Origin of the sequence: Pseudomonas sp. GXZC (genome assembly GCF_026967615.1) — a bacterium.
GTDB classification, from domain to species: domain Bacteria; phylum Pseudomonadota; class Gammaproteobacteria; order Pseudomonadales; family Pseudomonadaceae; genus Aquipseudomonas; species Aquipseudomonas azotoformans_A.
Map to the genome: position 1 here is coordinate 3,466,840 of NZ_CP114115.1, position 13,288 is coordinate 3,480,127.

The window sequence follows — 13,288 nt, forward strand, 5'->3', positions numbered from 1 at the left end:
GGAGAAGCCGACCATGCGCATTCAGAACAATCACTTCCAGTACGGCCGCGTCAACGCGATGCAGATCGTGCAGAGCAACTTTGAGCAGATCGTCGCCGGGATTGAGCAGGTGCAACTGCCGGACATTCTCTGGCATCAGGTGATTCCGGCCGAGTGCGTGGACACCTCGATCAATCCCGGCGCCCGCGCTGCCAGCTACCTGGTGCGGGATCGCTCGGGGCGAGGGCAGTTCCGTGCGCGGCTGGCCAACGATGTGCCGACCGTGGGGCTGGCGCTGGATAAGGTCACGATCCCGCTGGAAGCCTCCGGGGTGGGCGCCGACTTCGATATCCAGGACGCCCGCGCCTTTGCCTTTGGCGTTGAAGGGCCGGGCTTGTTCACCGAGCTGGGCGAGTCCATGCGCGAAGCCAGCGAGCGGCATATCGAAGGCGTGACCTGGTTTGGTGAGGATGAGGTCGATTATGGCGGGCTGATCGAACTGCCCGGTGTGCCGGTGACCACGGCTGCGCCCAACGCAGCGGGCGACTCCAGCGAATGGCCGGACAAAGACCCCGACGAGATCCTGGCCGACGTCAACAGCGCGTTGACTGGAGTGTGGTTGCAGTCAAACACCGTGCATCTGGCCGGCACCTTGTTGATCCCGGCCAAACGCTACGGCCAGATCGCCACCGAGCGCGTCAGCCAGCACAGCGATCTGTCGGTGCTCGACTATGTGAAAAAGGCCAACCTCTACACCACTCGCACAGAGCAGCCGTTGAAGATCGTGCCGGTGCGTTACCTCGACACGGCGGGTGCCGGCAACAGTGCGCGCATGGTCGCCGCCACCCTGAGCAAGAAAACCCTGTGGATGCCCATGCCCTTGACCTTTCAGGTGCTGGACCCGCAACCCCAAGGCTATGGCGTCAAGCTGTACGCCGAGTACATCTTTGGCCCCAGCCACCTTAAACACCCCCTGTCCTGGCGCTACGTCGACGGCATCTGAGGAGGCCGCTCCATGAAACTGACCAACCGCTCGCGCAACCCCTTTGTGGTGGCGCGTACCCAGCCCGGTGAGCAGGAAATACTGCTGGGCCGCAATGAAACCACCAGCCTCGACGATGAGCGTTTTCAACGCCTGCGCCGCACCTCGGTGTTTGCCGTGCTGCTGGATCGTCGGCTATTGGTGGCAACAAGGGATACGCCGCAGATAGATCCGCAGGAGCCGGGTGAAAAGGTGTCGCAGGCTGAAAAACCGCAGGAGCTGGATGTCAGCAACACCGCCGTGGATACCGGTAAACGTGCGGTGGCGGTGGACAGTACCCCCACGCGGATTGAAGTACCGCTGAATAAGGTGCGCGACTCCGACGCCCTGGCGGGCGGGCGGCGTAGAGGCGGATAGGCGCCAAGTATGCACGCCGATTTGCCGACGTATCGGGTGCTGTTCCCTGAGCATGCCGCCGTGACTGACGCGTTGATTGAGGTGCAGTTGAGCCAGGCGCAGGCGCGCCTTTCTCGGCCCGGAGGGGGCCGTTGTTATCCCAATGCTGTGCTGACCTGGGCGGCGCATGAGGTGGCGTTGACCCAAGCCCGTCAGGCAAGCACCGAAGTCAGTGAAGACGGCGCCGTGCTTAGCCAGGCCGGCGGCACCCTGGTGGGCGCCACGGTTGGCAGCCTCTCGGTAACCTTTGCCACGCCAGCGGCGGTGCAGACCGAGGAGGGCGCCTACTATGCGCAAACGCCCTACGGCCAACGCTATTTGGCGTTGGCGCGGGAGTGCCTGGGCCGTGGGCGGCTAGTGGGTTAGGGCGATGGCCAGGGCTAACGGGATCACGCAGCGTGACCCGCATTGGCTCAATCGCCTACTCAAGCGCTATCAGGGCCAACAGGTATTGGCGATAGGCATTCCGCTGGGCAGCGAAGGCGCCAGTGCCCGTTATCCGGATGGCAGTGCATTGCTGGTGGTGGCCGCTGCGAATAACTTTGGCACGGTGGACGGGCGCATACCCCGGCGGTCCTTTATGGAACTGGGTGCCGAGAAAACCCATCAGCGCACCGCGCCGCTGTTGCCGGGCCTGATCCGGCGCATCAATGCCCAGACGCTGAGCAAACCCGATGCGCTGAAAATCCTCGGGCCGTTGGCGGTGGGGCAGCATCAGGCGGCGATTGTCGAGCTGCGCGAGCCGCCGAATGCCGAAGCCACCGTGGCGCGCAAGCAGTCGGACAATCCTCTGATCGACACCAGCCTGTTGCGCCAAAGCATGACCTTCAGTGTGCGAGCCGAACCATGATCACTTTGCCGATGCACTGCGCCGTTCAACTGTTTGCCTGTGGCGTCAGCGTGTATGACCTGGTGGGCGAGCGGGTCAACGGACATTGGCGCGCCGTGGCGCAGCCAGACCGCCGAATCAGTGCGGTGGTGCAACCGGCGGATGAGCGCGCCTTGCAGCTCCTGGCCGAAGGCGACCGCAGCCTTGGCGCGGTGTGGGTGCATACGCGGGCGCGCTTGTATGGGTATGACGTCGAGCAGGGCGGCACCTGCGAGCGTCAGACCATCGTGCGTCACGGCGGCGCGCTGTGGCGCGTGTGCCCGGCCTATCGCTGGCGCGGCCAGCCGATCACGCGTTACCTCGCCATTCGGTACGTCGACAATGACCCCGACCAGTCTTGAGGCCCTGGAACACGGCCTCTCGACTTGGGCTGCGAGGGTCAGCCGCCGTGAAGTGCTGATCGAAGGCGAGGGCGGCCCGCCACCGGCGTCGGCGTACCTGGCGATATCGCTGCGTAGCTGTTCGCCCATGCAGCGGGCCGACGTACGCATCGACCCGCATACCGAAACGGTGAATGCCCTGCACCGCGTGACATGGCGGTTCTCATTGTACGGCGGACCGGCCATGGCCGACGCCACTCGTCTTCTCGCCAGCCTCTGGAGTGCCCAGCGCTGGCGGGATCTCTGGCGCATCGCCGGGCTGGGTGAAGTGGGGCGCCTGCACAACCTCGCTGGCCTGGACATTGGCCGCTGGCGCGCCCGTGTCGAGTTCCAATTGACGCTGCACGCGGTGCTGCACCTGCAATCCACCGCCGAGTTTTTTGTGCGCCAACCCATCGACCTCCATGAAACCGACCTGGGGTTGATCGCGCACATTGCCCCCGACTGACCTGACGGAGAGCGCCCATGGTTCAGATTATTGACTGCGGTGCGAAAAACCTGCCGCGTGATATCGACGTCACCATTCAATTGAGCAAGGCCCAGACCGAACTGGCGACCGACCTCAGTGTCTTGGTATTTGTCAGCGCTTCAGGCGCTCTGCCCGCCGGAGCCGGGCGTATTCGCTATTACAGCAGCCCCGACGCCCTGTTTGGCGATTGGCCGTCGGGTTCTCAGGCCTATCTGGCAGGGCGCGACTTTTTCGCGCAAAGCCCACGGGCGAAAACCTTGGCGGTGGCCCAGGCATTCAGTACGCCGCAGCCGGGTTATCTGCGCACCGGGGCAATAGCCAGTGATTTGGCCAGCTGGCAAAACCTCTTGGACGGCAGCTTTGTGATTGCCATCAACGGTGTCAGCGAGCCCATCACCGGGTTGGACTTTTCCGCCATCACCCAGCTAAGCGACATCGCCACCCTGGTCCAGACAGCGTTGCGCAACAAGGCTGGGGCCGGATTCGCCGAGGCCAAGGTCACACTGGACGGCGCCCAGCTACAGATCACCTCTGGCACGTTGGGTGAGGGTTCATCGGTCTCGACCTTGGGGGCGGCGGACAGTGGTATCGATCTCTCCGGCCCCGGCTGGCTGAATGGCCAGGCAGGCGTGATCATGCCCGGTTATGCACCCACGGGCCTGGTGAGTGAATTGAACCTGATCGCCGAGGCGGCGAGGTGCAGCGGCCGTTTCGTCTACGGCTGGTCGCTGGATGAACACTATCGCGACACCCAGGAGGCGATTGAAGCCGGCGCCTGGATGGAGGCGCGCAAAGGCATTTTGGCGTTGGTGTCCAACGACCCATTGGCACTGGAGGCCGACAGCACCGCCGATATCGTCGCGGCCACTGCTGCCTCCGGCATGTCCCGAGCCACGGTGACCTTTCACGACAAAGCCGATTACTACCCCGATGTGTCGATCCTGGCGCGCATGCTGGGGGTCAACTACGCGCTGCCCAACAGCGTGATCAGCGCCAAATTCAAAGACCTGCCGGGTATCCCCACGGTCGGCTTGGATGAAACCCGCCTCGGCGTGCTGGAGAAAAAACGCGGCAACGCGCTGGTGGCGGTGGGCAACAACGCCCGCACCTACCGCAGCGGCACCATGGCGTCGAGTACCTGGTTTCTCGACTCGCGCATTGGCCTGGACAATCTGGTGGAAGAGTTGCAGGTCGCCGCTTTCAATGTGTTCTTGCGCAACGGCGTGGTGCCTTACACCCCGGATGGCAGCACCTTGGTTATCGATAGCCTGACGCCGATCCTGGAGCGTTATGTCAGCAATGGCCTGCTCGCCGCGCGGCCGGTGATGGATGCCAGCAGTGCCTCGGGTGTCGGCCTGATCTTGGCCTACAGCATCAGCGTGGTGGGCGTCGAAACCATGAGCGATGCCGACCGGGCCGGGCGGATTGGCCCACCCATTCGCATCGACGTTAACCTGGCCGGTGCGCAACACACCCTCGCCATTTTCATCAACGCGTTCGAGTGAGGTCGCCATGGCGCGCAACATCGCATACAACCAGGCCCAGGCCACCACGGTGATCAACGGCCTGCTGGTGGACAACCTGGCGGACGGCGACAGCATTCGCATCATCAACGATGCAGTGGGCGCGCAGAAAACCGTCGGCACCCACAGCACGATGATTTCATTTGCCTCCGATGAGTCCGGCGCGTTTGAGCTGGACCTGCTGCCGGTGTCCCGTGCGCTGACCATGCTCTACAGCCTATGGCGCGGGCAGAAAAGCGGCTTTGCGGTGCCACTGATCAATATCACCGTGTCGACCGGTGTGGGCGAAACCTCGCAGCTGACCGGGTGCGCCATCGAGAATATCGGTGACATCACCACCGGCGGCCCGACCGGGCAGATGCGCACCGTGCGCTTCCTGGCCAGCAAGATCATTCAACCGTTCTGAGGCGCGCCATGATCCAGCAGAAGCTCCTGAGCATCGAAGATCGCACCTATCGACTGATCCCCATGCAGCCCCTTAACGGCTTGCCGTTTGCGCTCAAGGTCGCGGCCAGCCTGGGCAGCGGCATTGCCAGCCTGGACGCGGTGGGCTTCTCCCTGAGTGGCTTGAAGCCTGACGAGGTCGACGACGCCAGCCTGGAGAAAGCCCTGTCAGCGGTGATCATCGCCGCCGCCAACCTTGACCCGACCAAAACCCACGAATTGATGCGCGAAGCGTTGAATTACGAGGTCTACGCCAACGACACCAAGCTCTCCGATGACCTGCATTTCAACCACTGGTTCGACGAGCATCCCGGGGATCTGTTGCCGGTGGCGATCTGGGCGATCAAGGAGCATGTCGGGCGTTTTTTCGCCAAGGGCGGCCCGGCCTGGTCCGCTCTGGCCGGCCAGTTAGGGCTGTCCACATCCCGCCAGACCGCCAAGGCGAATGGTTGATTGCGCGCTTGCTCAATGCCGGGCTGTGCCGACTCCACGAACTCAAGGACGGCACCTACGACTGGGATGATTTCTGGCGCTTGCACGACCTCCTGGACCTGACCGAGTGGGTGGAGTGGGAAGGGCACGTGATCGCGGTGGCGGAGGCGAAAACCCATGGCGGTCGTTGACGAACTGGTGACCCTCCTCGGGCTGCGCGCCGATCCGCGAAACAAACAGGCCGCCGAGTCGCTGCAAAGCACACTCAAGGCGGTGAAGGTCGGCGCCGCCGCAGCGGTGGCAGCAGTGGCGGCCATGGCCGGAGGGATGGTGGCGTTTGTCTCTTCGGTGGCCGAGACGGAGGATGCAGCAGGCAAGTTTGCCGATTCGATTGGGGTCAGTTACCAGGCGCTGCAAGAGCTGGAGTATGCGGCGCAACGCTCGGGCAACTCGATTGAAGACATGCGCCTGGTGCTGGGCCGGCTGTCCACCGAGCTGCTGGACGCCAAAACCGGCAAGACCAACGAGGCCCTGGCCCGGCTCGGGTTGTCGGCGACCGATGCAGCCGGGCGGCTCAAGCCCGCTGACCAGATGCTGGGCGAAATTTCCGGCAAGTTTGAACAGCTCAGCAAGGCCGAGCAGGTCAATTTCGCCAAGTCGCTGGGCATCCGGCCGAACATGGTCAAGCTGTTGCAGCAAGGTGCGGCCGGTCTTGAGGCGCTACGGCAGGCCGCTCGGGAAACCGGCGCGGTGTTGCCGGAAGAGGCCAAGCAGCGGGCGGCGGACTACAACGACAGCCTGCTCGACCTGCGGATGTCGATCAAAGCCATTGGGCGCAGCTTCGCGGTGTATGTGATGCCGGGGCTGACCGAGACGTACCGGCGCATGCAGCAACTGGTGAATGCCGCACGACCCAAGGTGGTACGCCTGTTGACGCAGCTCTGGGACGGCCTGGGCATTGCGCTGGATAACGTCTCGACGCTGGTGGGCGGTGCCTGGCAGATGTTCAAGCGTTTGCTTGCACCGCTGGGGCGGCTGTTAGATTGGCTGCCGAACATCAACGGCAGCTTGATTGACTTGTCCAGTGCGATTGGCACCGGGCTGACCATTGCGCTGGGCATCGCCGCCGTCGCCGCCTGGAGCTTTATCGCACCGTTTCTGCCGATGATCGCTACGGCTGCGGCGGTCGTGGCCGCAATCGGGTTGGTGGTGCTGATCATTGATGATCTGTGGGTGGCGTTCCAGGGCGGGGAGTCGGTAGTCGGCAGCCTGTTCGATAGGTTTGAGGCGAAATTCCCAAACGCCTCGAAGGTGCTGCGGGCGTTGGCGAATCTGGTCAAAACCGTGGTGATTGGCCAGTTCGAACGCCTGAAAAGCGCAATCGACACGGTATTGAGCGCTATCGAAACGGTCTGGACCTGGCTGGGCAAACTGGCGCGAGCTGGCGGGGACTGGTTGAAAAAGGTCGGAATCGATATCGACACCTCAGCGTTCGTCGCCGGGATAGAGGATGCCACCCGCAAAGTGGAGGCGCTCAACGCGGCGTCTCAGGGTGTTTTTGGGGGTACCCAGCAGGCCTTCCAACGTACCAAGGCTCAAGATAGGGACATCGCCGAGCGCGGCCCGCTGATGATGGCCCGCGTGCCCCCACCCAATGCGGGGCCGATAATGGCCAACGTGCCGCCAACCACGCTGCGCCAGGCTGCGCAGTCATTCAACACCAGCAACACCACCACCATCTACGTCAACGGCGCGGGCAACCCCATGGGCGTCGCCGGCGAGATCGCCCGGCGCCAAGGCGGATCGCCCACGGCGTATATGGGCGCCAGTGCGCAACCGGCGAGCTGATCCCATGGCCACACTGTTCAGCGGCAACCAGATCATCGCCGATATCGAATTCGACGCGATTACCGCCGAGGTGCACAGCATGGAGGCCACGGCGAGCCAATACGCGGTCGATGGCGGGGCGCTGGTCAGCGATCACGTGACGGTGCTGCCGGATGGCCTGGAAATTCGCGGTGGTATCAGCAATGCCGATGGCGGTGAGCGGGCGCGCACGGTCATCGGCGAGCTGCGGCGCAAGCTGCGGGCTCGCGAGCGCCTGGAGGTGCTGACCACGCACGAGCTGTACAGCGACATGGTGTTTCTGGGAGCGAATGCGGAAAACGCCGGGCCGTTCGATGGCGCGCTGACGGTGCGCCTGAGTTTTCAGCGGGTGCAGACCGCAACCGTGCAAACCATCGAGGTACCGGCCAGCCTGTTGACGCCCAAGCGCGGCGCCGTGCCGAACGCCACCGACAAAACCGCCTCGACCGAAAAGGACGCCGGGCGCGAGACGGCGAAAGAGGCCAAACAAAGTACCTTGCACAGCATTTTCGGGGCAGGCCCATGAAGGAAATCCCGACCTCGGCGGATGGCGCCCGGCGTGTCACGGTCGATATCCAGGGGATTGGCACTTACACGCTGCGCACCTATTACCGACACATCGGTAACAGCTTCTTGATGGACCTCCATGACAGCACTGGATTAGCGGTGCTGATCGGCGTATCGCTGGTTGCCGGCGTCCGCCTGTTAAGTAAGGCGCCACGCACCCGTGACAGCATCGGTCAACTGCGGATGACTGCCGACAGTGCCGATCCGGATGCGCTTGGACGATCCGCGTTGTTGATCCAATTCGACCCCGGCGAGTTTGAACGACTGATGCCAGAACCGGTGGTGGCGCTTGCCCCCGTCGTTGCCCAGACCCGCCTGCTGTTTCCCACCTTCAATGCCTGAGCCAACCATGAGTTTTCTGCGCCAAGCCGAACTGCTGATCGGCCCGCTGACGGAGGCCGAGGGCGGTGGCCCGAGCAATGAGGCTTACCGTTTACTCAGTAGCGGCCTGGACACCGACATCCGCATGCGCTTTTCCATCGACCTATCCGCGACCAGTGAACCCAACAAAATCGTCCTGGCGATCAGCAATCTGGCCCCAGAGCGCTGGGCACGGATGGCGGTCAAGAACACCCTGGTGCAGTTATCCGTGGGCTATCAGGCGGCGGGCTGCAAGCTCCTGGCCCGTGGTGGGATCGCTTCCTGTGTGACCCGCCGCGAGGGCGATGAGCGAGTGACGGTGATCGAGGCGCTGGACGGCTACGGCCCACAGGCTCGGGGTATTCTCAATCGGACCTATGGTGGGGGCATGCCGCTCAAGGACGTACTGCGTGATCTGGCCAGAAGCTTTCCGGGCGTGAGCGTAGGCACCCTCGATGTGCGCGGCCACCTGCCGCCCAAGGGCATCCATGCGTCGGGCCGTGTCGCCGAAACGCTTAACTGGCTGGCGGATCGTTACGGGTTTACCTGGTCGATTCAGGGCGGGGTGTTGCAAGTCATTCAGGATGGCCAGGGCTTACCCGGCGAAGCGCTGGTGATCAGCTCAGGCAATCGCAACCTGAAAAGTATCGCGCCTTCAGCCTCCGGGCCGGATGCTGCGCAGGACGGGGTAGAGATCATTACTCAACTGGACCCGTCCGTGCGCCCAGGCGCGGTGGTGTTTGTTGACTCCGTCGATCAACCCAACCTCAACGGCTTCTATGTCGCGCAAAGCGTGAACGCGTCGGGCGATACCCATGGCGACGACTGGAGCATGACCATTCGCAGCACGGCACGCCGATGACCCTGACGACCGCCACTACCGCCCCGGAAGAGCGCGAGCGCATTGCGTTTGATCGGCAAAGTGCGCATTTGCGCACCGCAACGCCGGGAATCGTCGTGGCCGTGCACGCCAACGGTACGGTCGACGTGCAGCCGGCGATCATGCAGGTCACGACGCTCGACGGTAAACGCAGTGATGAAGCGCTGTCGGTGGTGAGTGGTGTACCGACGATTTTTGCCTACTACGCGCAGACGTTGGGCCTGTCGATCACCTTGCCGATTCAGGCCGGCGATGAGGGGCTGTTGATTGTGGCGGATCGCAGCATCGATAACTGGCAGGTCGCCGGTGGCGTGCAGGCTGCGGCAGAACCGGTTTCCCCTCGGCACCATAACCTGACCGATGGGCTGTTTTTGCCGGGGGCCATCAGTGAACCCAAGGCGATTTCCTCGGTGTCTGCTGATGCGATCCAGATCCGCAATGCCGACGGCACCACCTGCGTCAGCGTGCGCGAGCGCGAAGTGGTGTTGCAGGTGGGCAGCGCGATGCTCAGCGTCGCCGAAGACACCATAACGCTGAGTGCCGGCGGCTCAACCCTCACCCTCGGCGGGGCCATCGAGCTACAGAGCCCGGCACTGACCCACAACGGCAAGCACATCGGCGACACCCATGCCCATGGCAACGTAACGCCGGGCCAAGGCCAGACGGGGGCGCCGGTATGAGCCTGAGCATTCACATCGATGCCATCGACTACGACTTTCGCATCGCAGGCGGCCGCTTACGCCTGGCGACGGGCGCCGACGCGGTGGCCGACCGTCTGCGTGTGCGCCTGCATGCCTACCAGGACGAATGGTTTCTTGATCGCACCTTTGGCCTGCCCTGGTATGAAGGCGACATGCTCGGCGTCGCCAGTAGCCGCTTGATCAGCCCATTGATTCGCCGCGAGTTGCTGAAAGATCCCGAGGTGGAGGCTGTGCTGCATTTTGCGATGACCCAGAGCGGCCGACAGCTCTCCATCAGCGCGACGGTACGCACCACCCACGGCGATGCGCTGTCGCTGAGCGAGGTGGTGGATGGCTGACTATGGCTTGACCCGCGAAGGTCTGAAGATCAAGCGACTGGCCGATGTGTTGGCCGATGCTGCCGAAGCGCTTAAACAGGTCGAAGACCCTGTCACGGGCGAACGGTTACAACCTGATTTTTCGGCGGCAGATCCGGCAATGCAGGTGGTCAAGATCCCGCTGGAGGGCGTCGGTGATCTCTGGGCGCTGCTGCACAACGTGTACAGCCAGTTTGACCCCGACGCGGCAACCGGTGCAGCGCTGTCGGGGGTGGTGCGTTTAAATGGCATTGAGCGTGGCGCCGGCAGGCCGTCAGAAGTGCAACTGCAATTGAGCGGTGTGGCGCATACCGTTATCCGCCAAGGCCAGCGGGTGAGTGATTCACAGCGCCAGGTGGTGTGGCTGACACAGGCGGACGTCACGTTGAATGCGTCAGGAATCGGCAATGTCACCGCGTGCACCGAGGAGAAGGGCGCCTTTAGCGCTGCGCCCGGCCAATTGCGCGTGATCCTGACCCCAGTGGTGGGGTGGAATGCGGTCACCAATCCGACCGCTGCGGTACCGGGTGTGATCGAAGAGCCCGACGCGGTGTTACGCCAGCGTCGCGAGCAGTCCACCATGGCGCCGGCCAGTTCACCGGTCGAGGCGATCTACGCCAATCTGCGCAACGTGCCGGGTGTCGACTTCGTGCGTGTACTGGTCAACAACACGCTGGTGGTGGATGAACGCGGCATTCCGCCCAAAGCCATCGCCGCCGTGGTAGTGGGCGGCGCGGACAAGGAGGTGGCCAGGGTCTTGCTCGAACGCTCCCCGGCGCTGACCCAATGGCATGGCAACGCGTTGTTCGTGGTAAGCGACAACCTGGGGGACACCTATGCCGTGCAATGGGTCCGGCCCACCGAAGTGCCGATCCATGTTGAGGTCGATATTCAATCCTTGGGCGACGGCCAACTCACTGACGATTACGCCACGCGAATCACCGAGGCGATTGTGTTGTACGCCCGGTTCGGTGCATCGGGTTTGGGGATTGCGGGGACGGGCGGCTACGACCAGGACGGCATTGTTCCGGGTGAAAACGTGGTGGCGCCGCGTCTGTACACGCCGATCAACAGCGTGCCGGGGCATGCCTTGCGCGCTCTGCGCATCGGTACGGCGGCCCGCCCAGTCGGGGCGGCTGACATCCCCATCCGTTGGGATGCGTGGGCGTCATTCGATGCCCAGCGCATCCAGATCAAGCTGATATGAGCCGCGCTGATTACCTGCGCGAGTATGGCCGTGACCTCTCGGCGCAGGCGTGTGAACGCCAGCTCTACAGCCTCAGACACTCGACCGTACGTGCCGGCGTGCTGCACGCGCAAATGCAGCAGATCCAGGCGCTGTACGACACGCTGCTGAATGTGCTGATCGGCAGGGATCTACGTTGGGCGCAGGGGCACCAACTGGACGTGCTGGGCAGAATCGTCGGGCAGAGCCGGGAAGTGGTGAGCCGAAGCGAAGCCGCCTGGCTGCGCGTCGACGATGGTCTGGGCGCCCCGGACAATGCCCCGGCGTGGCTGGCGGGTGTGCCGTCCTTTGGCAATCACCTGGCGGGGGATGATGAATACCGCCTGCGCATTTACGGGAAGGTCGCCAAGAACCACACGCGGCACAGCTCATTGCCCGAAGTGCAGTGGTGCGTGCGTCAGGCCTTCGGCATCGACTGCGGCCTGCAACGCACGGGGCCCCTCGAAGGGGTGTTGATCGTGCGCGATAACCTGCCGCGTTACCTGTTCCAGGAGTTGGTGAGTGTGTTGGGCGACAGCCGCGCTGAGTGCCAGTACCTGTTGCCGTTACCGGCTGGCGGGCGGTTGGTGGGCATCATCTTCCGTCCGCCCAACGGCTTTGCGCCAGACCTGGACAGCGGCGTGCCAGACCATGCGGTGCCGGTGGTAGTGATCCGTTTAGCTTGAATCGAGTGCTGGAGGGTTTGCATATGGCCAATGTTCTGCGCCCATTGTCGCCCGGCGTGTTTGCGGCCGACGCACAGACCTCGGTGCCCGCCAACCCCGTGCCGGGCGTGTCCTACCGCGATGCGGCAAACGGCACAAAGAACATCGAGCTGGGCTGGCCGTTCCAGCGGCTGGTTAACTCGGCGGAATTCAATGAGGTGATGTACCGCGTCACGGCGCTGCTTGATGTGCTCGGTAGAACTGCAGGATTGGCCTGGTCGGACGCGATTGATTACCACGGTCCCGGTCCTGGCCAGGCCCCGTGTTTTGTCGCATCGACCGATGGTCATCTGTATGTGGCATTGCAGGCCAGCGGCCCGACCCAAGGCGGTGCCCGCGATCCCCATGGCGGTAGCCATGCGGCGTATTGGCGGCAGTTCTCCGGGCTGGCTGTAGGGCCGGATGTCGGCGATATCAAAGTTGTCGCCACACCGGAACCACCCCACGGATGGCTCAAGTGCAACGGCGCCGTGGTTTCGCGGACGCAATACGCCAAGTTGTTTGAAGTCATCGGCACGCGCTTTGGCGCGGGCAATGGCAGTACCACATTTGGGTTGCCCGACTTGCGCGGTGAGTTTGTGCGCGGTTGGGATGATGGACGGGGCGTGGATACGGGCCGCGCACTGGGCAGTGCGCAAGGGGGGCAGAACGCCTCACATAGCCACGGCGTGACTGTCAGCGCTGTGGGGGATCATCAGCATGCCGTTACGGGCAGCACTGATACCGTAGGCAGTCATGTGCATTCGGTGAGCGGCAGTACCAACACCACCGGTGAGCATTATCACTATTCATCGGCGTCTGGCTGGGTGAACAACGGCGGAAATGCAACGGGTGGCGCTGGTGTGGCATACGGCAATCCTGGTTCGAACACAGCGGGGGCTCATGCACATTCGATTACCGGGCAGGCAGCGGCAGCGGGTTCGCATGCGCACGCTGTTTCCGGTACAGCGGCGGCTGGGGGAGGGCATGGACATACGGCAACGGCTGAGGCTTCTGGAGGGACGGAGGCACGGCCAAGAAATGTGGCGCTGCTGTACGTCATCAAGTATTGATT

The 13,288-nt window shown here is 63.4% G+C and carries 19 protein-coding genes; all 19 read left to right on the plus strand.

The window, feature by feature from the left end:
* Positions 1–13 precede the first annotated feature (13 nt).
* From OZ428_RS16125 to OZ428_RS16215, 19 genes are read left to right on the plus strand one after another with little or no spacing between them, the layout of a single operon-like run.
* Positions 14–982: a major capsid family protein gene (locus OZ428_RS16125; RefSeq protein ID WP_269134083.1), complete on the plus strand. Its 969-nt coding sequence runs from the start codon at positions 14–16 to the stop codon at positions 980–982.
* A gap of 12 nt (positions 983–994) precedes the next feature.
* On the plus strand, positions 995–1,378 hold the full coding sequence (locus OZ428_RS16130) for a hypothetical protein (protein ID WP_269134084.1): 384 nt from the start codon (positions 995–997) through the stop codon (positions 1,376–1,378).
* A 9-nt stretch (positions 1,379–1,387) separates the two neighbouring features.
* Positions 1,388–1,783, plus strand: coding sequence for a DUF4054 domain-containing protein (locus OZ428_RS16135; protein ID WP_269134085.1), 396 nt, complete (start codon positions 1,388–1,390; stop codon positions 1,781–1,783).
* 4 nt (positions 1,784–1,787) lie between these two features.
* Entirely contained in the window at positions 1,788–2,267 is a 480-nt protein-coding gene (locus OZ428_RS16140; RefSeq protein WP_269134086.1) for a hypothetical protein, read from the plus strand.
* Positions 2,264–2,647 carry a hypothetical protein gene (locus OZ428_RS16145; RefSeq protein WP_269134087.1) on the plus strand — a complete coding sequence of 128 codons (384 nt, stop codon included), beginning with the start codon at positions 2,264–2,266 and terminating at the stop codon, positions 2,645–2,647. Before OZ428_RS16140 ends, OZ428_RS16145 begins: the two co-directional genes overlap by 4 nt.
* Positions 2,628–3,134, plus strand: coding sequence for a phage neck terminator protein (locus tag OZ428_RS16150; protein ID WP_269134088.1), 507 nt, complete (start codon positions 2,628–2,630; stop codon positions 3,132–3,134). Before OZ428_RS16145 ends, OZ428_RS16150 begins: the two co-directional genes overlap by 20 nt.
* 17 nt (positions 3,135–3,151) lie before the next feature.
* A complete protein-coding gene (locus tag OZ428_RS16155) occupies positions 3,152–4,660 on the plus strand; it encodes a DUF3383 family protein (protein ID WP_269134089.1) in 1,509 nt (502 codons plus the stop codon).
* 7 nt (positions 4,661–4,667) lie between these two features.
* The gene (locus tag OZ428_RS16160; RefSeq protein ID WP_269134090.1) at positions 4,668–5,084 is read left to right on the plus strand and encodes a hypothetical protein; all 417 of its coding nucleotides are present in this window, start codon (positions 4,668–4,670) and stop codon (positions 5,082–5,084) included.
* Positions 5,085–5,092: 8 nt separating this feature from the next.
* Positions 5,093–5,575, plus strand: coding sequence for a phage tail assembly chaperone (locus OZ428_RS16165; RefSeq protein ID WP_269134091.1), 483 nt, complete (start codon positions 5,093–5,095; stop codon positions 5,573–5,575).
* Entirely contained in the window at positions 5,572–5,745 is a 174-nt protein-coding gene (locus tag OZ428_RS16170; protein ID WP_269134092.1) for a DUF6889 family protein, read from the plus strand. The genes OZ428_RS16165 and OZ428_RS16170 overlap by 4 nt, the downstream gene beginning before the upstream one ends.
* Positions 5,732–7,402 (plus strand): phage tail tape measure protein, encoded by a 1,671-nt coding sequence (locus OZ428_RS16175; protein WP_269134093.1) that lies wholly within the window; start codon positions 5,732–5,734, stop codon positions 7,400–7,402. The genes OZ428_RS16170 and OZ428_RS16175 overlap by 14 nt, the downstream gene beginning before the upstream one ends.
* A 4-nt stretch (positions 7,403–7,406) precedes the next feature.
* Positions 7,407–7,946: a phage baseplate protein gene (locus tag OZ428_RS16180; RefSeq protein ID WP_269134094.1), complete on the plus strand. Its 540-nt coding sequence runs from the start codon at positions 7,407–7,409 to the stop codon at positions 7,944–7,946.
* Positions 7,943–8,329, plus strand: coding sequence for a phage baseplate plug family protein (locus OZ428_RS16185; protein ID WP_269134096.1), 387 nt, complete (start codon positions 7,943–7,945; stop codon positions 8,327–8,329). Before OZ428_RS16180 ends, OZ428_RS16185 begins: the two co-directional genes overlap by 4 nt.
* A gap of 7 nt (positions 8,330–8,336) precedes the next feature.
* Positions 8,337–9,209 (plus strand): hypothetical protein, encoded by an 873-nt coding sequence (locus OZ428_RS16190; RefSeq protein WP_269134097.1) that lies wholly within the window; start codon positions 8,337–8,339, stop codon positions 9,207–9,209.
* Positions 9,206–9,907: a Gp138 family membrane-puncturing spike protein gene (locus OZ428_RS16195; protein WP_269134098.1), complete on the plus strand. Its 702-nt coding sequence runs from the start codon at positions 9,206–9,208 to the stop codon at positions 9,905–9,907. Before OZ428_RS16190 ends, OZ428_RS16195 begins: the two co-directional genes overlap by 4 nt.
* Positions 9,904–10,266: a hypothetical protein gene (locus tag OZ428_RS16200; protein WP_269134099.1), complete on the plus strand. Its 363-nt coding sequence runs from the start codon at positions 9,904–9,906 to the stop codon at positions 10,264–10,266. The genes OZ428_RS16195 and OZ428_RS16200 overlap by 4 nt, the downstream gene beginning before the upstream one ends.
* Positions 10,259–11,491, plus strand: a complete 1,233-nt coding sequence (locus OZ428_RS16205; RefSeq protein WP_269134101.1) for a baseplate J/gp47 family protein — start codon at positions 10,259–10,261, stop codon at positions 11,489–11,491. The genes OZ428_RS16200 and OZ428_RS16205 overlap by 8 nt, the downstream gene beginning before the upstream one ends.
* Positions 11,488–12,195 carry a DUF2612 domain-containing protein gene (locus OZ428_RS16210; RefSeq protein ID WP_269134102.1) on the plus strand — a complete coding sequence of 236 codons (708 nt, stop codon included), beginning with the start codon at positions 11,488–11,490 and terminating at the stop codon, positions 12,193–12,195. Before OZ428_RS16205 ends, OZ428_RS16210 begins: the two co-directional genes overlap by 4 nt.
* Before the next feature lie 23 nt (positions 12,196–12,218).
* Positions 12,219–13,286: a phage tail protein gene (locus tag OZ428_RS16215; protein WP_269134103.1), complete on the plus strand. Its 1,068-nt coding sequence runs from the start codon at positions 12,219–12,221 to the stop codon at positions 13,284–13,286.
* Positions 13,287–13,288 lie beyond the last annotated feature (2 nt).